The 20785-nt window shown below is 66.4% G+C and carries 17 protein-coding genes and 1 tRNA gene; 7 read left to right on the plus strand and 11 right to left on the minus strand.

Features of this window, described 5'->3' with window-relative positions:
• The 4 genes from E3T42_RS12915 to E3T42_RS12930 form a co-directional block, all read left to right on the plus strand.
• Window positions 1-368, plus strand: a 368-nt coding sequence (locus E3T42_RS12915) for a transposase (protein ID WP_241976131.1), incomplete at its 5' end; no start/stop codon positions are given.
• Between the two features lie 19 nt (window positions 369-387).
• The gene (locus E3T42_RS12920; RefSeq protein WP_134366643.1) at window positions 388-666 is read left to right on the plus strand and encodes a hypothetical protein; all 279 of its coding nucleotides are present in this window, start codon (window positions 388-390) and stop codon (window positions 664-666) included.
• Between the two features lie 197 nt (window positions 667-863).
• On the plus strand, window positions 864-1427 hold the full coding sequence (locus E3T42_RS12925; RefSeq protein ID WP_134366644.1) for a dihydrofolate reductase family protein: 564 nt from the start codon (window positions 864-866) through the stop codon (window positions 1425-1427).
• Window positions 1428-1560: 133 nt separating this feature from the next.
• Entirely contained in the window at window positions 1561-1797 is a 237-nt protein-coding gene (locus E3T42_RS12930) for a hypothetical protein (RefSeq protein ID WP_134366645.1), read from the plus strand.
• Here the strand turns inward: E3T42_RS12930 and E3T42_RS12935 are convergent.
• The 4 genes from E3T42_RS12935 to polA all read right to left on the minus strand — a co-directional run bounded on the left by E3T42_RS12935 (window position 1783) and on the right by polA (window position 8829).
• Window positions 1783-2574, minus strand: coding sequence for a DUF222 domain-containing protein (locus E3T42_RS12935; protein ID WP_134403118.1), 792 nt, complete (start codon window positions 2572-2574; stop codon window positions 1783-1785). The two genes, E3T42_RS12930 and E3T42_RS12935, sit on opposite strands and share 15 nt — an antisense overlap.
• Before the next feature lie 191 nt (window positions 2575-2765).
• Window positions 2766-4223, minus strand: a complete 1458-nt coding sequence (rpsA, locus tag E3T42_RS12940) for a 30S ribosomal protein S1 (protein WP_134366647.1) — start codon at window positions 4221-4223, stop codon at window positions 2766-2768.
• Window positions 4224-4378: 155 nt separating this feature from the next.
• Window positions 4379-6088, minus strand: coding sequence for a DUF885 domain-containing protein (locus E3T42_RS12945; protein ID WP_134366648.1), 1710 nt, complete (start codon window positions 6086-6088; stop codon window positions 4379-4381).
• Between the two features lie 50 nt (window positions 6089-6138).
• The gene (polA, locus tag E3T42_RS12950; RefSeq protein ID WP_134403119.1) at window positions 6139-8829 is read right to left on the minus strand and encodes a DNA polymerase I; all 2691 of its coding nucleotides are present in this window, start codon (window positions 8827-8829) and stop codon (window positions 6139-6141) included.
• 56 nt (window positions 8830-8885) lie between these two features.
• Between polA and E3T42_RS12955 the strand changes: the two genes are divergently transcribed.
• Entirely contained in the window at window positions 8886-9311 is a 426-nt protein-coding gene (locus E3T42_RS12955) for a hotdog fold thioesterase (protein WP_134366650.1), read from the plus strand.
• A gap of 76 nt (window positions 9312-9387) precedes the next feature.
• On the opposite strand, the gene E3T42_RS12960 is transcribed toward E3T42_RS12955, so the two are convergent.
• Window positions 9388-9993: an ANTAR domain-containing response regulator gene (locus E3T42_RS12960; protein WP_134366651.1), complete on the minus strand. Its 606-nt coding sequence runs from the start codon at window positions 9991-9993 to the stop codon at window positions 9388-9390.
• 38 nt (window positions 9994-10031) lie between these two features.
• Here E3T42_RS12960 and E3T42_RS12965 point away from each other — a divergent pair.
• A tRNA-Leu gene (locus E3T42_RS12965) sits at window positions 10032-10117 on the plus strand.
• Between the two features lie 54 nt (window positions 10118-10171).
• Here E3T42_RS12965 and E3T42_RS12970 read toward each other — a convergent pair.
• From E3T42_RS12970 to E3T42_RS12980, 3 genes are read right to left on the minus strand one after another with little or no spacing between them, the layout of a single operon-like run.
• Window positions 10172-10651 carry a hypothetical protein gene (locus tag E3T42_RS12970; RefSeq protein ID WP_241976133.1) on the minus strand — a complete coding sequence of 160 codons (480 nt, stop codon included), beginning with the start codon at window positions 10649-10651 and terminating at the stop codon, window positions 10172-10174.
• Entirely contained in the window at window positions 10648-11679 is a 1032-nt protein-coding gene (locus E3T42_RS12975) for a DUF6545 domain-containing protein (protein ID WP_134403120.1), read from the minus strand. The genes E3T42_RS12970 and E3T42_RS12975 overlap by 4 nt, the downstream gene beginning before the upstream one ends.
• Window positions 11679-12191 (minus strand): hypothetical protein, encoded by a 513-nt coding sequence (locus E3T42_RS12980; protein WP_134403121.1) that lies wholly within the window; start codon window positions 12189-12191, stop codon window positions 11679-11681. The genes E3T42_RS12975 and E3T42_RS12980 overlap by 1 nt, the downstream gene beginning before the upstream one ends.
• A 393-nt stretch (window positions 12192-12584) precedes the next feature.
• On the opposite strand from E3T42_RS12980, the gene E3T42_RS12985 reads away from it, so the two are divergent.
• Entirely contained in the window at window positions 12585-13055 is a 471-nt protein-coding gene (locus E3T42_RS12985; RefSeq protein ID WP_134403122.1) for a phosphohydrolase, read from the plus strand.
• 68 nt (window positions 13056-13123) lie between these two features.
• On the opposite strand, the gene pyk is transcribed toward E3T42_RS12985, so the two are convergent.
• The 3 genes from pyk to gltB form a co-directional block, all read right to left on the minus strand.
• Entirely contained in the window at window positions 13124-14569 is a 1446-nt protein-coding gene (gene pyk / locus E3T42_RS12990) for a pyruvate kinase (RefSeq protein WP_134366655.1), read from the minus strand.
• Between the two features lie 110 nt (window positions 14570-14679).
• Window positions 14680-16137 carry a glutamate synthase subunit beta gene (locus E3T42_RS12995; RefSeq protein ID WP_134403123.1) on the minus strand — a complete coding sequence of 486 codons (1458 nt, stop codon included), beginning with the start codon at window positions 16135-16137 and terminating at the stop codon, window positions 14680-14682.
• Entirely contained in the window at window positions 16130-20707 is a 4578-nt protein-coding gene (gene gltB, locus E3T42_RS13000) for a glutamate synthase large subunit (protein WP_134366657.1), read from the minus strand. Before gltB ends, E3T42_RS12995 begins: the two co-directional genes overlap by 8 nt.
• Window positions 20708-20785 lie beyond the last annotated feature (78 nt).

Consider the following 20785-nt stretch of genomic DNA (forward strand, 5'->3'; position numbering starts at 1 on the left):
TCCGCGAGGTGACCACGATGCTGGACCGCTCGCACCCGAAGGTCGCGGCGATGCTCGTCGACGCGCAACCCGACCTCCTCGCCTTCGCCGGCTTCCCAAGGCGGCACTGGCGCCAGATCTGGTCCACGAACCCGCTCGAACGGGTGAACAAGGAGATCAAACGCCGCACCGACGTCGTCGGCGTCTTCCCCAACGCCGCGGCCCTGCTGCGCCTGGCCGGGTCGGTGTTGATCGAGCAGCACGACGAGTGGGAAGCTGGCGAAAGACGCTACTTCTCCGAGGCCTCGATGCTCGAGCTGGCCGTCATGAACAACCCCATCGAGGTCCTCGACGAGGCGGCGATCCTCCCCGAACTCGCCACCGCCTAGACTAAAACCACTGACCTGCATGGTGTTGAGAAATTCCACCACTCAGTGGGACGTGACCTTGGAAGCGGCGCTCGATCTTCATCCCGAGGATGCTCCCAAGATCGCCTTCCAGATCAACGCACCGCTCACCGCATTGCATTTGAAGCCGTTCAACTTTGCCTCCCCCAACGACATTGACCGGTATCTCACCGGGACCGGAGCGGACACAGACCGATCAGGCGCATTTCGTTCAATCCCCAAGACCTCCGACAACGCATTCCTGACACTGGACGCCCTGATGCAAACCATCTCCCGCTGAGGGTTCGGCTTGGGCGTCTTCGACGCAGCTTCGATGGCGGACGAGGCTTGGACCGCCCACGACGTTCAGTCGTTCTCTCGCCTTGGCTTGCCACCGGGGGCAGACTGGCGATCAGAAAAAGGGAGCCGGATGTCATTTTCTTTGGTGAACGTCCTCGCGATCATGGTCCGTCGTTCCGGTGCGAGGAGCGTGACCCCGTGCTGATCTACTCGATGGGCGTCTCTGTGGACGGTTTTATCGCCGACCGTGACGGCGCGTTCGGGTGGTCGGTTCCGAGCGAGGAGCAGTTTCGTTTCCACATTGCGCAGACCCGTGAGCTCGGTGGTTTTTTGTGCGGCCGCAAGCTGTACGAGACCATGTTGCCGTGGGAGACGGATGCGTCTATGCGCGACGACGAGCTCGGTGCCGCGTTCGCCGACGTCTGGAATGCTCTCCCGAAGGTCGTCTTCAGCCGCACGCTGGAAAGCGTTTTTGGCAATGCCCGGCTTGCCGAGGCGTCGGTGGGCGAGGAGGTCGCTGTCGCGGTCGGCGCGACCAGGAAGGACGTCGGGATTGGCGGTGCTGGCCTGGCCGCGGCGGCGGTCGAACTCGATCTCGTCGACGAGCTGTCAATGTTCCGTCATCCGGTCGTCGTCGGTGGCGGCACGCCCTTCCTGCCGCCGATGACCAAGAACATTCGGCTGGACCTGGTCGAGACCAGGACGTTCGGCTCGCGTGTGATCTACGAGCGCTACCGGCGCACTCGCGAGGAGTCGCGCTGAACCGCAGCAGAACGACGCGAGTTTGAATGGAGTTCGGCCTGCGGGTACGCGGGCTGGTTCCTGCTCAATCGCGGTCCGATAATTGGTTCTGCTCATTGGCTCGGGATCCAAAGAAGAGTGTCAGAATAACGCCATGCGCATTCAGGACTGGTGGCCACTACTGGACTGGACAACCCAGCAATGGCTGATCAACAATAACGGTGACGTCGTGCCGCCAGACGTTCTGGATCAGATTACGGCTGTGGCAGGGGAACCCACTGCAGACACCCCCTGGGTTGGGGACGCCGTGCCGGAGGGATTCTCCCTGTCAGAAGAGGCAATCGACTGGATAGACATGACGGCCAACGATGAGGTTTCAGACGACGAATAGCTGAGCCGATTGCGGCTTTGGCGACGGTTTGGGTTGGATGACCGTGCCGAGCCCTGAAGGTGTCAGCCCGTTGAGGATGAGGTCCTTGAACACGTCGGCCCTGAGCCGGCCGAGGGTGCGGTCTTCGTCCGGTCCCAGCAGGCTCAGGCCCAGCACGGTGATGCGGTCGTACGCGGCCTGCACCTTCTCCGCGGAGTCGTACCAGTGCAGCGACGCCATCCCGTCGGCCTCGGGCTCGAAGAACACGTTGCGTTCCGACACGGATGCCTGGTGCCGGGCCCGGATCGTCTCCGGGTGCAGCCGCTCCCGTAGCGTCCGTGCTTTGTGCTTGAGTTTCGACGCGGTCAGGTTCGCCGCGGACTTCAGCAGGCCCTCCTCGAACGCGGCCTTGGTCTCATCCGGCAGGGACCAGGCCTGCCCCATCAGCACCTGCGCGTGCTGGTAGCTGATCTGGCCCGCCCGGAGCGCGGCCATCGTTCGCGGCAGCTCACCGGTGAGGCACGCGCTCTCGGCGAGAAGGGTCTCGGCCGACCGTTGCGGGATCCGGATCGTGCAGGCGAGCTCACTCACGAACTCCCGCTCGGCGACCGTGTCGGCGTCCCACCGGGACCCTGGTACCCGAGGCGCGGCATCCGCAGTCGCCGTCGCATAGCGGTGGGCCTCGTCGATGAGGTCTGCCAGTGCGGCAGCGTCCTGGGCGAGATTGCCGTGGGCCTCGCGGATGGCGTCGAAGTACTCACCGCGTGTCTCCTGCTGTTCGATGAACGAGGGCTTCATGCGAGTCACGTTACGGGCACCCACTGACAGTGCCCGTTGAATCCGCCCGCCAGCGCGTGCCCTGTGCACAACAGGATCAGACCCGCATTGTGGAGGAAGGCCGACGTGCGAGGAGATGAATCAGTAGGCAGGCGTTAACAGCCAACAGGCCGGCCCCCAAAGGGGACCGGCCTGTTGGTCGTGCGGTGTGACTAGTTGGAGCTGGAGAGCTTCTCGCGCAGTGCTGCGAGGGCCTCATCGTCCGCGAGCGTGCCGGCGCCGGCCGTCTCGCTCGAGAAGGAGGAGCCTGCGGCGGACGGGACATCGCCGACGGCGGTGATCTCGTCGTTCGCGGAAGCGACCTGCTTCTTGTGTGCTTCCCAGCGAGCCTGGGCTGCAGCGTAGTCCTGCTCCCACTTCTCGCGCTGGGTTTCGAAGCCCTCGCGCCACTCGTTGGTCTCCGGGTCGAAGCCCTCGGGGTACTTGTAGTTGCCCTGGTCGTCGTACTCGGTGAGCATTCCGTAGAGCGCCGGGTCGAACTCGGTGCCCTCGGGGTCGACACCCTCGTTGGCCTGCTTGAGGCTCAGCGAGATGCGGCGACGCTCGAGGTCGATGTCGATAACCTTGACGAAGACCTCGTCGCCGACCGAAACGACCTGCTCGGCGAGCTCGACGTGCTTGCCGGAGAGCTCGGAGATGTGGACGAGTCCCTCGATGCCCTCGGCAACGCGAACGAACGCGCCGAACGGAACGAGCTTGGTGACCTTACCCGGTGCAACCTGACCGATGGCGTGGGTGCGGGCGAAGACCTGCCACGGGTCTTCCTGCGTGGCCTTGAGGGACAGCGACACGCGCTCGCGCTCGAGGTCGACCTCGAGGATCTCGACGGTGACTTCCTGGCCAACCTCGACGACCTCGCTGGCGTGCTCGATGTGCTTCCAGCTGAGTTCGGAGACGTGAACCAGACCGTCAACGCCACCCAGGTCAACGAACGCACCGAAGTTGACGATTGACGAGACGACGCCCTTGCGGACCTGTCCCTTCTGGAGGTTGTTGAGGAACGTGGTGCGGCTCTCGGACTGCGTCTGCTCGAGCAGGGCACGACGAGACAGCACAACGTTGTTGCGGTTCTTGTCGAGTTCGAGGATCTTGGCCTCGATCTCCTGGCCCAGGTACGGGGTCAGGTCGCGAACGCGGCGCAGCTCGATGAGCGAGGCCGGAAGGAAGCCACGGAGACCGATGTCCACGATGAGGCCACCCTTGACAACCTCGATGACCGAACCGGTGACAACGCCATCGGATTCCTTGATCTTCTCGACGTCGCCCCATGCACGCTCGTACTGAGCGCGCTTCTTCGACAGGATGAGACGGCCTTCTTTGTCTTCCTTCTGAAGAACGAGGGCCTCAACCAGGTCGCCGACCTTGACGACCTCGGAGGGGTCAACGTCGTGCTTGATGGAGAGTTCGCGGGAGGGGATGACACCCTCGGTCTTGTAGCCCACGTCGAGGAGAACCTCGTCGCGGTCGATCTTCACAACGGTGCCCTCGATGAGGTCTCCGTCGTTGAAGAATTTCAGAGTCTTTTCGACCGCGGCAAGAAAGTCTTCAGCAGATCCGATGTCGTTGATGGCGACCTGCTTGGGTGCCCGTTCGGTCGTTGCGTTTGTCATGTAGTAGTTGCTCCAGGATGGACATAAGTCGGGCCATACGCAGAAAGAGTTCGTTGCGGTACTCCGCGCATGGCAGCGGATATTTCGTCACAAACGTGACAGTCAAGCTTAGCGGTTTGCGGGAGCGCCCGGCAACCGCCGAGCCTGCCCTGAATCTACCGCGATCCACCCGGAAGAGTGCCGAGCATGGCGGCCCGGAGGGTGTCCAGTCCGACCCCGCCCAGGTCCAGCGCCTTGCGGTGGAACTCCTTGATCGAGAACGCATCGCCCTCCCGCGCAGCGTAGGTGTCCCGCAACTCCTCCCAGATGCGCTGGCCCACCTTGTACGAGGGCGCCTGCCCGGGCCAGCCCAGGTACCGGTTGACCTCGAATTTGACGAAACCCGCGTTCATGTTGACGTTCTGGCCCAGGAAATCGAAGGCGTAGTCCGCGGTCCAGGGGCCGGAGCCGTCCGGCCGTTGCTTCTCGAGGTGCACGCCGATGTCCAGCACGACCCGGGCGGCGCGCATCCGCTGCCCATCCAGCATGCCGAGCCGGTCCCCCGGGTCGTCCAGGTAGCCCAGCTGTTCCATCAGGCGTTCGGCGTAAAGCGCCCAACCTTCCGCGTGGCCCGAGGTGCCGGCCATCTGGCGGCGCCAGGTGTTCAGCTTCGCCCGGTTGTAGACGGCCTGGCCGATTTGCAGGTGGTGTCCCGGAACGCCCTCATGGTAGACGGTGGTGAGTTCGCGCCAGGTGTCGAACTCGGTGACGCCGACCGGAACGGACCACCACATCCGGCCCGGCCGGGAGAAGTCGTCCGTTGGCCCGGTGTAGTAGATGCCGCCTTCCTGGGTGGGAGCGATCATGCATTCGAGGCGCCTGATCTCGTTCGGGATGTCGAACTGGGTCTCCGAGAGTTCGGCGACGGCGCGGTCGCTGGTCTCCTGCATCCACTTCTGCAGGGCGTCGGTGCCGTGCAGCTTGCGGCTGGGATCCGTGTCGAGCAACGCGATGGCTTCCTGGACGCTCGCCCCGGGAAGCATCTGGTCGGCGACGCTCTCCTGCTCGGCGACCATGCGGGCCAGTTCTTCCACCCCCCACTCGTACGTCTCATCGAGGTCGATCGAAGCACCCAGGAAGCGCCGTGACTGCAGGGCATAGAGCTCCCGGCCGATGGCGTCGCGCTCGGGCGCGGCACCCTCGAGTTCGCGGCCGAGGAAGTCGGCCAGGGTTCCGTAGGCTGCGGCGGCGGTTCGCGCCCGCGTCGCGAGGTCCTTGGCGAGCGACGCCGGCAGGTGGCCCTGGTCGAGGGTGGCCTCCGCTACGAACTGGGCGAAGAAGCCGTCGTTCGCGGCGTGGTGCCGGGCCTGCAGGATGACCTCCCGCACCTGCCGCCGGGCGGGCATGCTGCCCCGCTCGATACCGAGGCGCAGGGTCTCGATGTAACCGTCGATCGCCGCGGGCACGGCGCGAAGGCGCGCGGACACGTTGTCCCAGTCGGCGACGGTGCCGGTGGGCATGAGGTCGAAGACCTCACGGATGCCCTGGGCAGGCGAAGCGATCACGTTCAGATCCCGCAGCGGCAGCCCTGCCTCGGCGCTCTCCACGTCGAGGGCCAGGTCACTGCGCAGGTCCGCGCGCGTGACGAGGTCGACGTCGTCGACCGGGATGGCCGCATCGAGGCGGGCGATGACGGCCCGAGCCTCGGCCTCGCGGCGCTCGAGGCCGGCCGGGGAATAATCGCCGAAACGGCCGTTCGCCTCCGCGCGGCCGATGTAGGTGCCGACCGTCGGGTCGAGTTCGACGACGGTGTCCACCCAGTCCTCGGCGATCGTGTCGATCGCCGTCGGAGTGCGCGCGGAAATGCGCTGGTTGTCGGTTGTCATGAACCGAGCCTAGAACACCGTGCGCCGGGGAATCCCCCGGCCCACGGTCATTAGTGCGCGGCCGCGTCCCAGTTGTCGCCGCGTCCTACCTGCACCTCGAGCGGCACGAGCAGGTCGGCCGCCGTCTCCATTTGGTGCGTCACGACCAGGCGAAGCGCGTCCCATTCGCCGGGCGCCACATCGAAGATCAGTTCGTCGTGCACCTGCAGAAGCATGCGGGATTCCAGACCGCCCTCCAGCAGGTCCTCCTTGATGCCGTTCATCGCGATCTTCATGATGTCGGCGGCAGACCCCTGGATCGGGGCATTGAGGGCGGCGCGTTCCGCGTTCTCGCGCAGTGCCCGGTTGGTGCTGTGCAGCTCGGGGAACGGACGGCGCCGCCCGAAGATGGTCGCGGTATACCCGTCGACCTTGGCCTGCTCCACCACGTTGCGCAGGTAGTCGCGCACGGCGCCGAAGCGGGCGAAGTAGTCCGTGATGAGCTGTTTGGCTTCCTTCGTGTCGATGCGCAACTGCCGGGACAGGCCGAACGCGCTCAGCCCGTAGGCGAGTCCGTAGGACATGGCCTTGACCTTGGAGCGCATCTCGTTCGTGACGTCCTCCGGGGCTACCCCGAACACGCTCGCGCCCACGAACCGGTGCAGGTCCTCGCCCGCGTTGAACGCCTCGATCAACCCCGGGTCCCCGGAGAGGTGCGCCATGATCCGCATTTCGATCTGTGAGTAGTCCGCGGTCAGGAGGCACTCCGCCCCCTCGCCGGCTTGGAAGGCCGCGCGGATGCGACGGCCTTCCTCGGTGCGCACCGGGATATTCTGCAGGTTCGGGTCGGTCGAGGAGATCCGGCCGGTGGTGGTGCCGATCTGCACGTAGGTGGTGTGGATCCGACCGGTGGTGTCGATGGCCTTGTCCAGGCTCTCCACGATCTGGCGCAGCTTCGTGGCGTCCCGATGCTTGAGCAGCATGTCCAGGAACGGATGCGGGTTGCTGGCCTGCAGGTCGGCGAGGGCCCCGGCATCCGTGGAGAACCCGGTCTTGTTCGCCCGGGTCTTCGGCATTCCCAGCTGCTCGAAGAGCACCTCCTGCAGCTGCTTGGGCGATCCGAGGTTCACCTCGCGGCCGATCTCGGCGTACGCGCCGGCTGCGAGCCCAGCCGCGCGTTCCCCGAGCTGGGCGGACAGTGCGGAGAGCTGGTCGTGGGACACGGCCACGCCGGCGAGTTCCATGTCGGCCAGGGCCACCAGGGTGGGCATCTCGATGGCGGTGAGCACGCTGCGCGAACCGTCGTCGAGCAGTGCCTCGATGGCTCCGGCGACCCGGAACGTGTACCAGGCCTCCATCGGCACTCCGCCGTTCTCGGTCTCCTCGGGCACCAGCTGGTTCGGGTCGCTGACCGGGAGCGTTTCGTCGAGGTACCGGCTGACGAGGTGGGCGAGGGTCTTGTCCGGTCCCCCGGGCCGCAGCAGCCAGCCCGCGATCAGGGTGTCGAAGACCAGACCGGTGAAGTCGATGCCGCTGCGGCGCAGGGCCTTGATCTGGAGCTTGGCGTCGTGCATGATCTTGGGCGAATCGCTGGCCAGCCAGGTCTCCAGCGCCAGGTAGTCCGCGCGGCCGGGCTGCCACGGCAGGTTGACGGTCTCGGCCCCGCCGGAGAGGCCGAAGCCGATCGCCAGGCCGTCCTGCACTTCGACGCACAGGCCGAGGCCCTGCGGGGAAGCGGCGGAGGCCCGAGCGATCCAGGCGCTCAGTTCCTCGTCCAGCAGGTCCTGGGCGATCGGGGCCCGGGGGGCCGGGACGAGTTCCTGGGCCGGCGCCGCGGCCGCGACGGCCTCGCCGGCAGCACCGGGACCGCCGGCCCCCTCGAGCTTGATCACGCGCTCGAGCAGGGTCCTGAATTCGAGCCGTCCGAACACGTCACGCACGGCGGGCTCGTCGATGGTGGATCGCGCAAGGTCCGGCAGTTCGACCGGCAGGTCCAGGTCGGTGACGAGGTGGTTCAGGCGCCGGTTGCGGATCGCGTTTTCCTTCTGCTCCCGAAGGTTGTTGCCGACGACGCCCTTGATCTCCTCGGCGTGCTCCAGGATGCCGTCGAGGCTCCCGTAGAGGCCCAGCCATTTCACGGCGGTCTTCTCGCCGACCTTCGAGATGCCGATCAGGTTATCGCTGGTTTCGCCGACGAGGGCGGCGACATCCGGGTACTGGGCCGGTTCGATCCCGTACTTCTCCCGCACCCTGGTCGGGTCGTACCGGGTGAGGGCCGATACGCCCTGGCTGGCCGGGTAGAGCAGGGTCACGTTCTCGTTGACGAGCTGGATGGTGTCCCGGTCGCCGGAGACGACGAGGACGTGGAAGCCCTCGCTGGAGCCGCGGACGGACAGCGTCGCGAGGATGTCGTCGGCTTCGTAGTCTTCCTTGGTCAGGGTCTTGATGTTCATCGCGGCCAGGGCCTCCTGCAGCAGCGGCACCTGCCCGATGAACTCGCTCGGCGTGCTCGCCCGCGTGCCCTTGTACTCCGCATACTCGCGGGTGCGGAAGGAGTATCGCGAGATGTCGAAGGCCACGGCGATGTGAGTGGGGTTCTCGGTGCGCAGCAGGCTGAGCAGCATGGACAGGAAGCCGTGGATGGCGTTCGTGTGCTGCCCGTCGCGGGTCTGGAAACTGTCCACCGGGAGGGCGTGGAACGCCCGGTAGGCCAGGGAATGGCCGTCGATGATCATCAGGGTAGGCTTTTCGGAATCTGACACAGAGACAGCCTACAAGCGTCATCCGGCGTGGGCAGGTGCAGCGACCGAAGGTGAATATGATCCAGAAGACCACGGATGCACTCGAGTGGGTCCAGCAGCGCGGAGCCGGCTCACTGGCCGAGAAGATGGGCATCGAGTTCGTCGAGTTCACGATCGACCGGGCCGTCGCACGGATGCCGGTGGAGGGCAACACCCAGCCGGCCATGCTCCTGCACGGGGGCGCCTACGTGGTCCTGGGCGAATCGCTCGGATCGATGGCCGCCAACCTGCACGCAGGGCCGGACCGTCTGGCGGTGGGGATCGAGATCAACGCCACGCACACCCGGTCGGCGACTTCCGGCTACGTCACGGGAGTGTGTACGCCCGTGCACCTGGGCCGCACGCTCACGACGCACGAGATCGCGGTGACCGACGACCAGGGACGCCGCTGCTCGACCATCCGGATCACGAACCTGATCAAGGACCGGTCCGGAATGAAGTAGGAACGCGAAAGGCCGAGCAGCCCACGAGAGGGGGCTGCTCGGCCGGCCGAGATTCCGTTCGCTTCGGGTACTGGTGCTACTTCTTGGCGCTCAGCTGCTCGATGATCGCCTGGGCGACGTCGTGCATGGTGAGCCGGCGGTCCATGGACGCCTTCTGGATCCAACGGAACGATTCCGGCTCGGTGAGCCCCATCTTCTCGTTGAGGAGCCCCTTGGCGCGGTCGACGAGCTTGCGGGTCTCGAACCGCTCGACCAGGTCCGCGACCTCGGCTTCGAGGGTGATGATCTGGCTGTACCGGGACAGGGCGATCTCGATCGCGGGCAGCAGGTCGTTCGGAGTGAACGGCTTGACGACATAGGCGAGCGCACCGGCCTCCGTCGCACGTTCCACGAGTTCCTTCTGGCTGAACGCGGTCAGCAGAACGACGGGCGCGATGTGGGCCTTCGTGATGCGCTCGGCCGCGGAGATGCCGTCGAGGTGAGGCATCTTGACGTCCATGATGACGAGGTCGGGCCGAAGCTCGGTGGCCAGGGCGACGGCGGTTTCTCCGTCGCCGGCTTCACCGACCACCTCGAATCCGGCGTCACGGAGGATCTCGACGATGTCGAGGCGGATGAGGGACTCATCCTCGGCAACGACAACGCGCCGAGGAGGTACTGGGGTGGAATCTTGGTCGGTCACGGGTGAAAGCCTACGGTATTCTGATCCAGGTGTTGTGAGCCGGTGTGGCGGAATGGCAGACGCGGAGCACTCAAAATGCTTTGTTCGAAAGGACGTGTGGGTTCGAGTCCCACCACCGGTACCAACACCACGTAGTGAAACCCCCGGTCAGTGACGCGTGGCGGGCGCTCGTCGCCTGCTAGTCGCGCACGCCGGGCAGCGTGACGTCGTCCCGGGACATGTCCTCCTCGAGCAGCGCCGTGATCGACCGAAGCGTCTCCGGTGACACATCCCCGAGCACCCGGGCCGCGAAGTTGACGACGCGTTTGGCGCGCAGGCTCTTCACAAAGACCAGTTGGGCGTCGACCCGTTCCGGCAGGTCGCCCGACCCGAGCAGGTACTTGGGCGGGATGCGGAAGAACTCGCCGATCCCGGTGAGCAGGTCGGCGTCGGTGACCAGTGGGCCGTCCCCCGTGATCATGTAGGCCCACCGGGCGCGCGACAGCGAGAGGCCCCGCGCTTCCAGGCCCGCGGCGATCTGCTTGTACGTATGGGGAGTGTTTCCCTCGGCGACGACGACATCAAGCAGCAGGTTCAGTTTGCGGGCCAGTTCGAGCTGCGGGCTGACGGGTTCGCCGGCCGGGTTCAGCGAGCCGTGGGATGTTCCGGGGTTGATCACGATCGCCCGCTCCCTTCGAGAACCTCGGGGTGGTTAACCGGGCGGCGGGTCGCCGTCGCCCGGACGTGGCGTTCGATGTCATCGATCAGCGCCCGCTCGGCCGGGGAGACGGCCTGACCGGGGTTGAGGAGCAGGCTGTCGCGGACTTCGACGTAGCGCCGATACAGGTGGGCACGGGGATCCCTGACGATGAGCAGCATCGGCCAGGTGAGCCGGCGCTCGATGCTCAGCTCCGGCGAGTCCGCCAGGAGACGTTCCCAGAGAGGCGTGATTCGCCACAGCAACTCGCGGTGCCGAACGCTTTTGCGCGCGGATTGGATCGCGTCCGCTGTCGCGGTAAGGCCCAGGCCGACGGCCAGGGATATCGGCGCGGTGAGGAGGGCGAGGTGGTACACCGGGCGCGACCAGACCTGGAAAGCGGTCTCCTTGAGGAGGATCAGTTCCGCTGCATCGAACATGCTGAGCAGCGCGTAGACCAGAACCCACCAGCATCCGAAGGCCACAAACGCAAGCGACACGCGGGTCACCGTGCGCCGTTGGCGTCGAAGGTCCGACAGGCAGGCGTACCCCACCGAGATGGAGAAGAGGGCCATCGCGATCCAGGACGTGGCGGAGTATGCGGCGAAGTCCCACCGCGTCGGGAACGACTTGTGGATCTCCCGGACAAGGTGCCAGTCGCTGCCGAAAAACAGAATGGCCTGGACGGCGATGATCGCCGCGGCCGCCGCGGCGCTGACCTGCTTGCGTCGCTCGGTCAGTCGTTCACCGGATACCGCCTCCCCCACGAGCGCAGCGAGGAGTGTTATCGCCACGATCGCCGTGGCGTGGAAGATGAAGTACGGCACGTTGACGCCGCCGAGTAGGGCGTCCACCGCGTTGTAGATGACGTGCGGCTGAAGGGACATGGTCGTGGCGAACGCGGTCAGAAACCAGAACAACGTCCGCCGCCGACCGCGAATGACCGAGGGCAGGCAGAAGCCGGCGGTGACCCACAGAAGCGCGGAAACGGCGAGGAGGGCGGTCTGCATCACAGCACCCTGCCGAATCCGGTTTGGGGGCCCTTGGCGGCATCCGCCTCGTCCTCCAGCATGATCAGCGCCAGCCGATCCCCGATCGCCTCCGCGAGGGCCTCTTGGTCGTCGGTGAAGCTGCTCCGGGACAGCGCATAGGCGATGGCGTCCAGCGGGATGAGGGGCGCCAGCAGGGCGACCCGTTCGATCGGCAGAAGTTCCTTCTCGTGACGGAGGATCATGTGGCCGAATTCGTGGTTGATGAATTGCTGGCGGTGAACCTCCGAATCCGTCGGTGCGTGATGGATACGTTCGAAATTCTCACCGGCGACCTCGATCCAGAGCCCGCAGACGCCGGACTCGACCAGGCGCGTGCTGGCGGGGCGGATGACGATCGTCTTCCCCCGGAGCCCCTCCATGTGCCGGTGGAGCAGCTCCGCCGTCAAAGGATGCGGCAGGTGGAGGGCGGCTACCAGGTCGCGCGCCCGCTCCGTGCGTTTTTCGTACCTCAGGCTGTGTTCCCCACTCACTGCGCCACGGCAACCCCCTTCGGGGGACGCCGGATCGGCGTTGGACATGTCTAACAGGTGATAACGTGAATCTCGGTTGGACATGTCTACGCTACCGGGTCGGAGGGCCCGCAGTCGCCATGGGGAGCCAACCATTCACGCTCCTTTCGGAGTGTTCACGCGCACAGTCTCACCGGGGCGACACCGAAGGGGAACGGGGTGTCCACCCGGTGAGGCGGTGCGTGCAGAACTCCGGCGGGCGACGACTCAAATCGGCGAGTCGAACTGCGGAATGCTCAGTATCAGATTCGGGTGCCCACGTCTGCCCCCAGTCTGGGCTGCGGCATCCGCAATAGGGTGGAGCGACGAAAAGACCTGTTGAACCGCGTACTCGACCCGAACAGAGGATGCCCCGTGACAACACTTTTGGACGACGCCATCCACTTCGCGCGCGTCGCGTACTCCAGCCACCGCGACGATTTCGGTCGGCTGGCCATCGAGCATCCGCTTCGCGTGATGGATGCCCTCGCGAGCGACGACAACAGGCTCGTCGCCGTGCTGCACGACACCCTCGTCAACTCGGTCGCCACCCTCAGCGACCTCCGCGCATTCCTGCCGAACCGCCTTCTGATGGCCGTCAGCGCCCTCGGCAACATCGACGAGGACACGGACGGGATCTCCCTGCAGCAGATCCTGGCCGACCCGATCGCGCTCACGGTGAAGCTCGCGTGCATCGCGGACCTGTCCGATCCGGCCCGCCTGGCCGACCTCGACCCGTTCACCCGGCGGAGCCGGGAATCGCACGCCGTGTCGGCCGCGCTGGCGCTGGGAACGACCCTCCCCGCCGTGCGCGCCCTGATGGTGCCCGCCGGCGTGCAGCACTGACGCCGGATCCTCAAGAAAGGCCCCGCACCCCGTGTGACACGGGGTGCGGGGCCTTTCCAGGAGAGGTGTCAGCTCTTGGCGTACGCCGGGTGAACTTCATTGTGGGCATCGCCGACGCGGTGCACACGGATGTCGTTCGTGGAACCGGCGATTCCGGGAGGGGATCCGCTGATGACGACGACCTTGTCACCGAGCTGAGCCAGGCCCTGCCCGAGCAGGATGTCGTCCACCTGTCCGAACATGGCGTCCGTGTGCGTGACCCGGTCCACCAGGTAGGTCTGGATTCCCCAGGTCAGCGCGAGGCGACGGCGGATGCCGGGCTCGGGCGTGAAGGCCAGCATCGGGATCTTCGACCGCAGACGCGACATCCGCCTTGCCGAGTCGCCGGACTCCGTGAAGATGCACAGGAACTTCGCTTCGACGAACTCGGCGACCTCGATGGCTGCGAGGGTGATCGCGCCACCCTGGGTGCGGGGTTTGTTCGTCAGCGGGGCGATGCGCTCCAGTCCGTGGTCCTCCGTCGACGCAACAATGCGCGCCATCGTCTGGACCGTCACGACGGGGTATTCGCCGACGCTGGTCTCACCACTGAGCATGACCGCGTCAGCGCCGTCGAGCACGGCGTTCGCGACGTCGGACGTTTCGGCCCGCGTCGGGACCGGGCTGTGGATCATCGATTCCAGCATCTGCGTGGCCACGATGACCGGCTTCGCCATGCGGCGGGCCAGTTCGACGGCATGCTTCTGCACGATCGGGACGGCCTCGAGCGGCAGTTCGACGCCCAGGTCGCCACGGGCGACCATGATGGCGTCGAAGGCGTCGACGATGCCTTCGAGGTTTTCCACGGCCTGCGGTTTCTCGATCTTGGCGATGACGGGGACACGACGGCCCTCTTCTTCCATGATCTCGTGCACGCGAGTGATGTCGGCGGCGTCACGGACGAACGACAGCGCGATCAGGTCCGTTCCGAGGCGGAGGCCCCAGCGCAGGTCCGCCTCGTCCTTTTCGGACAGGGCGGGCACGTTGACGGCGACTCCGGGCAGGTTGATGCCCTTGTTGTTGGAGACGGGGCCGGCGACGATGACCGTGGTGGTGACGACGGTGTCGTTCGTGGCCACGACCTCGACCTTGACCTTGCCGTCGTCGATGAGGAGGAAGTCGCCCGGCCTGACGTCCTGGGGCAGACCCTTGTAGGTCGTGCCGGACAGGTCGCGCGTTCCGACGACATCCTCGGTGGTGATCTTAAAAATGTCTCCGACGGCCAGTTCGTAAGGGCCGCCTTCGAACTTGCCGAGACGGATCTTCGGCCCCTGCAGGTCGACCATGACGGCGACTGCGCGGCCGGAGTCGTTCGCTGCCTTGCGCACGTTGGCGTAAACGCCCTCGTGCACCTGGTAGTCCCCGTGGCTCAGGTTCATCCGGCAGACATCTACACCGGCATCAATAAGGGCTCGAATTTGATCGTAGCTGGATGCTGCCGGCCCGAGCGTGGCGACAATTTTGGCGCGTCTCATTCTGAAAAAACTCCGGTTTCCGCGCTGTTTGGGCGCATGATTTCTGTTGTGGAACGGGAGACCACGGGGTGGTGGATCTCTTGGAATTGACTCACTGGATCAGTGACCAATCAGATTGCGAAGGCATGATCCGTCGGTTTGACCGGAGCAGGCAACTGTGTCTCGCCTTCGAGGAATTTGTCGACCGCTGCCGCAGCAGCCCGGCCTTCAGCGATCGCCCAGACGATGAGTGACTGACCGCGGCCGACATCACCGGCAACGAAAACGCCTTCATGGCTCGTCTGGTAATTGTCGTCACGTTCGACATTACTCCGACCATCGACCGGAATGTGCAGCTGATCGGCGAGGTCGCGGGACTCCGGGCCTGTGAAACCCAGCGCCAGCAGCACGAGATCCGCGGGAATCTCACGTTCGGTTCCGGCCTTCGGCACGCGGCGCCCGTCCAGGAATTCGGTTTCGGCCACGCGGATGGCGCGCACCTCGCCGGCCTCATTGGCCAGGAACTCGACCGTCGACACCAGGAATTCGCGGCTGCCGCCCTCCTCGTGGGCGCTGGACACCTCGAACAGCGTCGGCGACAGGGGCCACGGCTGGTGCTCGGGGCGGTCCGTGCCGGGCTGACGTCCGATGGCGAGATTGGTGACGGATGCCGCGAGCTGGCGGTGTGCCGTGCCGATGCAGTCCGCTCCGGTGTCACCGCCCCCGAGCACAACCACGTGTTTGCCCTCAGCCGTGATCTGCTGGTCGACGGTGTCGCCGGCGCCCACCTTGTTCTGCTGGACCAGGTACTCCATGGCGAAGTGCACCCCGGGGAGGTCACGGCCGGCGACGGGCAGGTCGCGTGGCACCATGGCCCCGGTGGCGATCACGACGGCGTCGTAGCGGGCGCGCAGGTCGGCCCAGGTGAGGTCGACGCCGATGTTCACGCCCGCACGGAAGCGGGTGCCCTCGGCGGTCATCTGAGCCAGGCGGGCCTCGAGGTGCTTCTTCTCCATCTTGAAATCGGGAATGCCGTAGCGCAGCAGCCCGCCGATGCGGTCGTCTCGCTCGAAGACCGCCACGGTGTGACCGGCGCGGGTGAGCTGCTGGGCCGCCGCGAGGCCGGCCGGGCCGGAGCCGACGACGGCAACGGTCTTTCCGGTGAGCCGTCCCGGCGGCTGCGGCTGGACCCAGCCGTTGGCGAACGCCTGGTCGATGATGGACACCTCGACCTGCTTGATGGTGACCGGCGGCTGGCTGATGCCCAGCACGCACGACGACTCGCAGGGCGCGGGGCAAAGCCGCCCGGTGAACTCCGGAAAGTTGTTGGTGGTGTGCAGGCGTTCGATGGCCTGCCGGCCCTCGTCCCGCCAGGTGAGGTCGTTCCACTCGGGGATGATGTTGCCCAGCGGGCAGCCCTGCTGGCAGAACGGCACGCCGCAGTCCATGCACCGTCCGGCCTGGCGTTTCAGCTGCGCGGCATCACCCTGCTCGTAGACCTCTTTCCAGTCCATGAGTCGCACGGACACGGGACGACGCGCGGGAAGCTCACGCTCAGTCGTCTTGAGGAATCCCTTCGGATCAGCCATTGGTTACCTCCAGAATGCGGCTCCAGACAACGTCTCCATCGGGGTCGAGCCCCTCGGTGACGGCGTTCTGCCTGGTGGCCAGGACGGCCGCGTAGTCGCGCGGCAGCACCTTGACGAATGTGGACATGGTGGTTTCGAGGTCGGACAGCAGCCGCGACGCCAGAACCGACTCGGTCTGGTCCCGGTGCTGTTCGAGCAGGTCCTGAACGATCTCACGGTCGGCGCCGCCGAGCGGAAGCAGCGTCAGTTCGCCCGAGTCGAGGGCCTGGCGGTTGACGTTCTCGGTGCGGAGGCCGTACACGTAGGCCGTTCCCCCGGACATGCCGGCCCCGAGGTTGCGCCCGGTCTCACCCAGCACGACGGCCAGTCCGCCGGTCATGTATTCGAGGGCGTGGTCCCCGACCCCCTCGACGACGGCGGTGGCACCGGAGTTGCGCACCAGGAACCGCTCCCCCACGATGCCGCGGATGAACATGCTGCCCTGGGTGGCTCCGTAGCCGATGACATTGCCGGCGATCACGTTCTGTTCGGCCGGGAACAGACTGCCCCGGTCGGGTCGCACGGTGATCTGTCCGCCGGAGAGCCCCTTGCCGACGTAGTCGTTCGAGTCGCCCTCCAGGCGCAGGGTGATGCCACCGGGAAGGAAGGCGCCGAACGACTGTCCCGCACTGCCGGTCAGGGTGACGTCGATCGACCCGGCGGGCAGGCCCTGTGCACCGTGGCGCATGGTGACCCGGTGCCCGAGCATGGTGCCGACGGCCCGTTCGGTGTTGCGGATGGGCAGGGTGATCCTGACCTGGCCGCCGTGTTCGAGCACACTGGCGCTCTGCCGGATGAGTTCGTTGTCGAAGTGGAGCTCGAGTTCGTGTTCCTGTTCGCGGCCGGACTGGCGCGGCTCGTCGGCCGAGAAGTCAGGGCCGACCAGGATCGGAGCCAGGTCGAGCCCCGACGCCTTCCAGTGGGCGAGGGCACCGTTCACGTCCAGGACCTCGCGGTGCCCGATGGCCTCGTCCAGGCTGCGGAATCCGAGTTCGGCGAGGTACTCCCGCACCTCCTGGGCGATGAACTCGAAGAAGTTGACCACGTGCTCCGCCTTGCCCGTGAACCGCTTTCGCAGCTCCGGGTTCTGGGTGGCGACGCCGACGGGACAGGTGTCGAGGTGGCAGACGCGCATCATCACGCACCCTTCCACGATCAAGGGAGCAGTGGCGAAACCGAATTCCTCGGCGCCGAGCAGGGCGCCGATGATGACGTCACGGCCCGTCTTCAACTGGCCGTCCACCTGCAGCACGACCCGGTCGCGCATGCCGTTGAGCATGAGGGTCTGCTGGGTCTCGGCGAGGCCGAGTTCCCACGGGGTGCCCGCGTGTTTGAGTGAGTTCAGCGGGCTCGCCCCGGTTCCGCCGTCATGGCCGGAGATCAGGATCACGTCCGAGAGTGCCTTGGCCACCCCGGCGGCCACCGCTCCGATGCCGGACTGGCTGACCAGCTTGGTGTGGATTCGTGCCTCGGGGTTCGCGCGCTTGAGGTCGAAGATCAGCTGTTTGAGATCCTCGATCGAGTAGATGTCGTGGTGGGGAGGCGGCGAGATCAGGCCGACCCCGGCGGTCGCGTGCCGGGTGCGGGCGATCCACGGGTAGACCTTGGTCGGCGGCAGCTGGCCGCCCTCGCCCGGCTTGGCCCCCTGGGCGAGCTTGATCTGGATGTCGTCGGCGTGGGAGAGGTACATGCTCGTGACGCCGAACCGCCCGGAGGCCACCTGCTTGACCGCGCTGCGGCGCTCGGGGTCAAGCAGGCGGTCGAGGTCTTCGCCGCCCTCGCCCGTGTTTGATTTGCCGCCGAGACGGTTCATCGCGATCGCGAGGGTCTCGTGCGCCTCGGCCGAGATCGAGCCGTAGCTCATGGCCCCGGTCGCGAAACGCTTCACGATCGACGCCACGGATTCCACCTCGTCCAGCGGTACGGCGTGCCGTTTGCCGGTGTTGAAGGTGAACATGCCGCGCAGGGTCATCAGGCTCGACGCCTGGTCGTCGACGAGTTTGGTGTACTCGCGGAAGATGTCGTAGCGGCGCGTGCGGGTGGAGTGCTGCAGCCGGAAGATGGTGTCCGGGTTGAACAGGTGCGGGGATCCTTCCCGGCGCCACTGGTACTCGCCGCCGGTCGCGAGGCGTTCGTGGGCGGTGACGGCCGCGTCCTCCGGGTACGCCGCCGCGTGCCGGGCCTCGTTCTCGGCCGCGATGACCTCGATGCCGATGCCGCCGAGCTTGCTGGTGGTGCCGGTGAAGTACTGGTCGATGAAGTCCTGGCTGAGGCCGACAGCCTCGAAGGTCTGGGCGCCGGCGTAGGACGACACGGTGGAGATGCCCATCTTGGACATGATCTTGAGCACGCCCTTGCCGAGGGCCTTGATCACATTGCGCACGGCCTGCTCCGGCGTGCCGGTGGTGATGAATCCGCTGCGCACGAGGTCCTCGCAGGTTTCCATCGCGAGGTACGGGTTGACCGCGGAGGCGCCGTAGCCGATCAGGAGGGCAACGTGGTGCACCTCGCGCACGTCACCGGCCTCGACCACGATGCCGACCTTCATCCGGTTCTCGGTGCGGATCAGGTGGTGGTGCACGGCGGCGATCATCAGCAGCGACGGAATCGGCGCGAAATCCTTGTTGGAATCTCGGTCCGAGAGCACGAGGAACATCGCGCCCTCGTCGATGGCAGCGTCGGCCTCGGCGCACATCTCCTCGATGCGTGCGGCGAGGGCGTCAGGGCCGTCCTCGAACCGGTAGAGGCCGCGGATGGTCGTGGTGGTGCGGCTGCCGGGGACGGGGTCCATGTGCTGGATCTTGGCCAGCTCGTCGTTGTCGATGACGGGGAAGTCGAGCACGACCTGCCGGGCGTGCTCGGGGCCGACCGACAGCAGGTTGCGCTCCGGGCCGAGACCGAGCCGGAGCGAGGTGACGACCTCCTCGCGGATCGAGTCCAGCGGCGGGTTGGTCACCTGCGCGAACTGCTGCGTGAAGTAGTCGAAGATCAGCCGCGGCCGGTCGCTGAGCACGGCGATGGGAGTGTCGGAGCCCATCGCGCCGAGCGGTTCCCCGCCGGTGCGGGCCATCGGTGCGAGCAGGATCCGCACCTCTTCCTCGGTGTAGCCGAACGTGCGCTGGCGACGCACGACGGATGCCGGCGGGTGCACGATGTGCTCCCGGTCGGGCAGGTCCTTCAGGTTAATCCGTCCGGCATCCAGCCAGGTGCCCCAGGGTTCGCTGGCGGCGAGTTCAGCCTTGATCTCGTCGTCTTCGATCAGCCTTCCGGCGACTGTGTCCACGAGGAACATCTTTCCAGGACGGAGCCGGCCCTTGCGCACCACGCGCGCGGGGTCGATGTCGAGCACCCCGATCTCGCTCGCGAGTACGACCAGGCCGTCATCGGTGATCAGGTACCGGCCGGGGCGCAGCCCGTTGCGGTCCAGGGTCGCGCCGACGAGCGAACCGTCGGTGAAGACGATGGCCGCCGGACCGTCCCACGGCTCCATCAGCATGGAGTGGTACTCGTAGAACGCGCGGCGATCCTCGTCGAGGTCGGTCTGGTTCTCCCAGGCCTCCGGCACCATCATCATCACGGCGTGCGGGAGCGAACGCCCGGAGAGGCTGAGCAGCTCCACGACCTCGTCGAACGAGGCGGAGTCGCTGCCACCGGGGGTGACGATCGGCAGCAGCGGGGCGAGGTCGCCGAGCAGCTCGGATTCGAGCTGGGACTGGCGCGCCTGCATCCAGTTGCGGTTGCCCTGCACCGTGTTGATCTCACCGTTGTGGGCGATCATGCGGAATGGCTGGGCCAGCGGCCAGGACGGGAACGTGTTCGTCGAGTACCGGGAGTGCACGAGCGCGAGCTTCGAGACGAAACGCGGGTCGGACAGGTCAGGGTAGAACGGCTCCAGCTGCAGCGTGGTGACCATGCCCTTGTAGACCATGGTCCGGCACGACAGGGAGGCGAAGTAGATCTCCAATTCGCGTTCGGCACGCTTCCGGAGCCGCACGGCCTGGCGGTCCAGGGCGATGTCGCCCAGCGTCTCTCCGGCCTCCGTCGTCCGGCTGCTCTGCACGAACAGCTGCTGGATCGCGGGCATCGCCGCGCGGGCCAGGTTGCCGACCTCGTCGGGGCGGACCGGCACCTCGCGCCAGCCCAGGATGACCAGGCCCTCTTCCAGGGCGATCCGGGAAATCTGACGCTTGATGCCACTCCTGGCGGTTGGGTTGGTCGGCAGGAACACGTTGCCGACCGCGTAGCGGCCCGCGACCGGCAGGGCGAAGTCGGTGACGGCGCGCAGGAATTCATCGGGGACCTGCGTGATGATGCCCGCCCCGTCACCGGTGCCGGCGTCGGACCCGACGGCGCCGCGGTGCTCGAGGTTGCGGAGCGCATCGAGGGCGAGGGTGATGATGTCATGCCCGGCGGACCCGCGCAGGGTGGCCACCATGGCGAGGCCACAGGCATCGCGTTCGTCGGCAGGGTTGTACAGTCCTTGCGACTCCGGCACACTGCTGAAGCGCGAGAAGAGGGGTGTTTGCGGCATGGGACCGTCCTCAGGAAGATGACTGGCAAGTGGGGACGACGCTGGCCCGCTCAGGTATACATGTGCGCGGCGGCCCGT

The sequence above is a fragment of the Cryobacterium sp. TMT4-10 genome, assembly GCF_004403275.1.
Lineage (GTDB): Bacteria > Actinomycetota > Actinomycetes > Actinomycetales > Microbacteriaceae > Cryobacterium > Cryobacterium shii.

Bases quoted from the DNA above. Each gene is read 5' to 3' on its own strand.
- E3T42_RS12920 (WP_134366643.1), top strand. From the start codon at position 388: ATGGTGTTGAGAAATTCCACCACTCAGTGGGACGTGACCTTGGAAGCG.
- E3T42_RS12930 (WP_134366645.1), top strand. From the start codon at position 1,561: ATGCGCATTCAGGACTGGTGGCCACTACTGGACTGGACAACCCAGCAA.
- E3T42_RS12935 (WP_134403118.1), bottom strand. From the start codon at position 2,574: ATGAAGCCCTCGTTCATCGAACAGCAGGAGACACGCGGTGAGTACTTC.
- rpsA (WP_134366647.1), bottom strand. From the start codon at position 4,223: ATGACAAACGCAACGACCGAACGGGCACCCAAGCAGGTCGCCATCAAC.
- E3T42_RS12945 (WP_134366648.1), bottom strand. From the start codon at position 6,088: ATGACAACCGACAACCAGCGCATTTCCGCGCGCACTCCGACGGCGATC.
- E3T42_RS12955 (WP_134366650.1), top strand. From the start codon at position 8,886: ATGATCCAGAAGACCACGGATGCACTCGAGTGGGTCCAGCAGCGCGGA.
- E3T42_RS12975 (WP_134403120.1), bottom strand. From the start codon at position 11,679: ATGCAGACCGCCCTCCTCGCCGTTTCCGCGCTTCTGTGGGTCACCGCC.
- pyk (WP_134366655.1), bottom strand. From the start codon at position 14,569: ATGAGACGCGCCAAAATTGTCGCCACGCTCGGGCCGGCAGCATCCAGC.
- E3T42_RS12995 (WP_134403123.1), bottom strand. From the start codon at position 16,137: ATGGCTGATCCGAAGGGATTCCTCAAGACGACTGAGCGTGAGCTTCCC.
- gltB (WP_134366657.1), bottom strand. From the start codon at position 20,707: ATGCCGCAAACACCCCTCTTCTCGCGCTTCAGCAGTGTGCCGGAGTCG.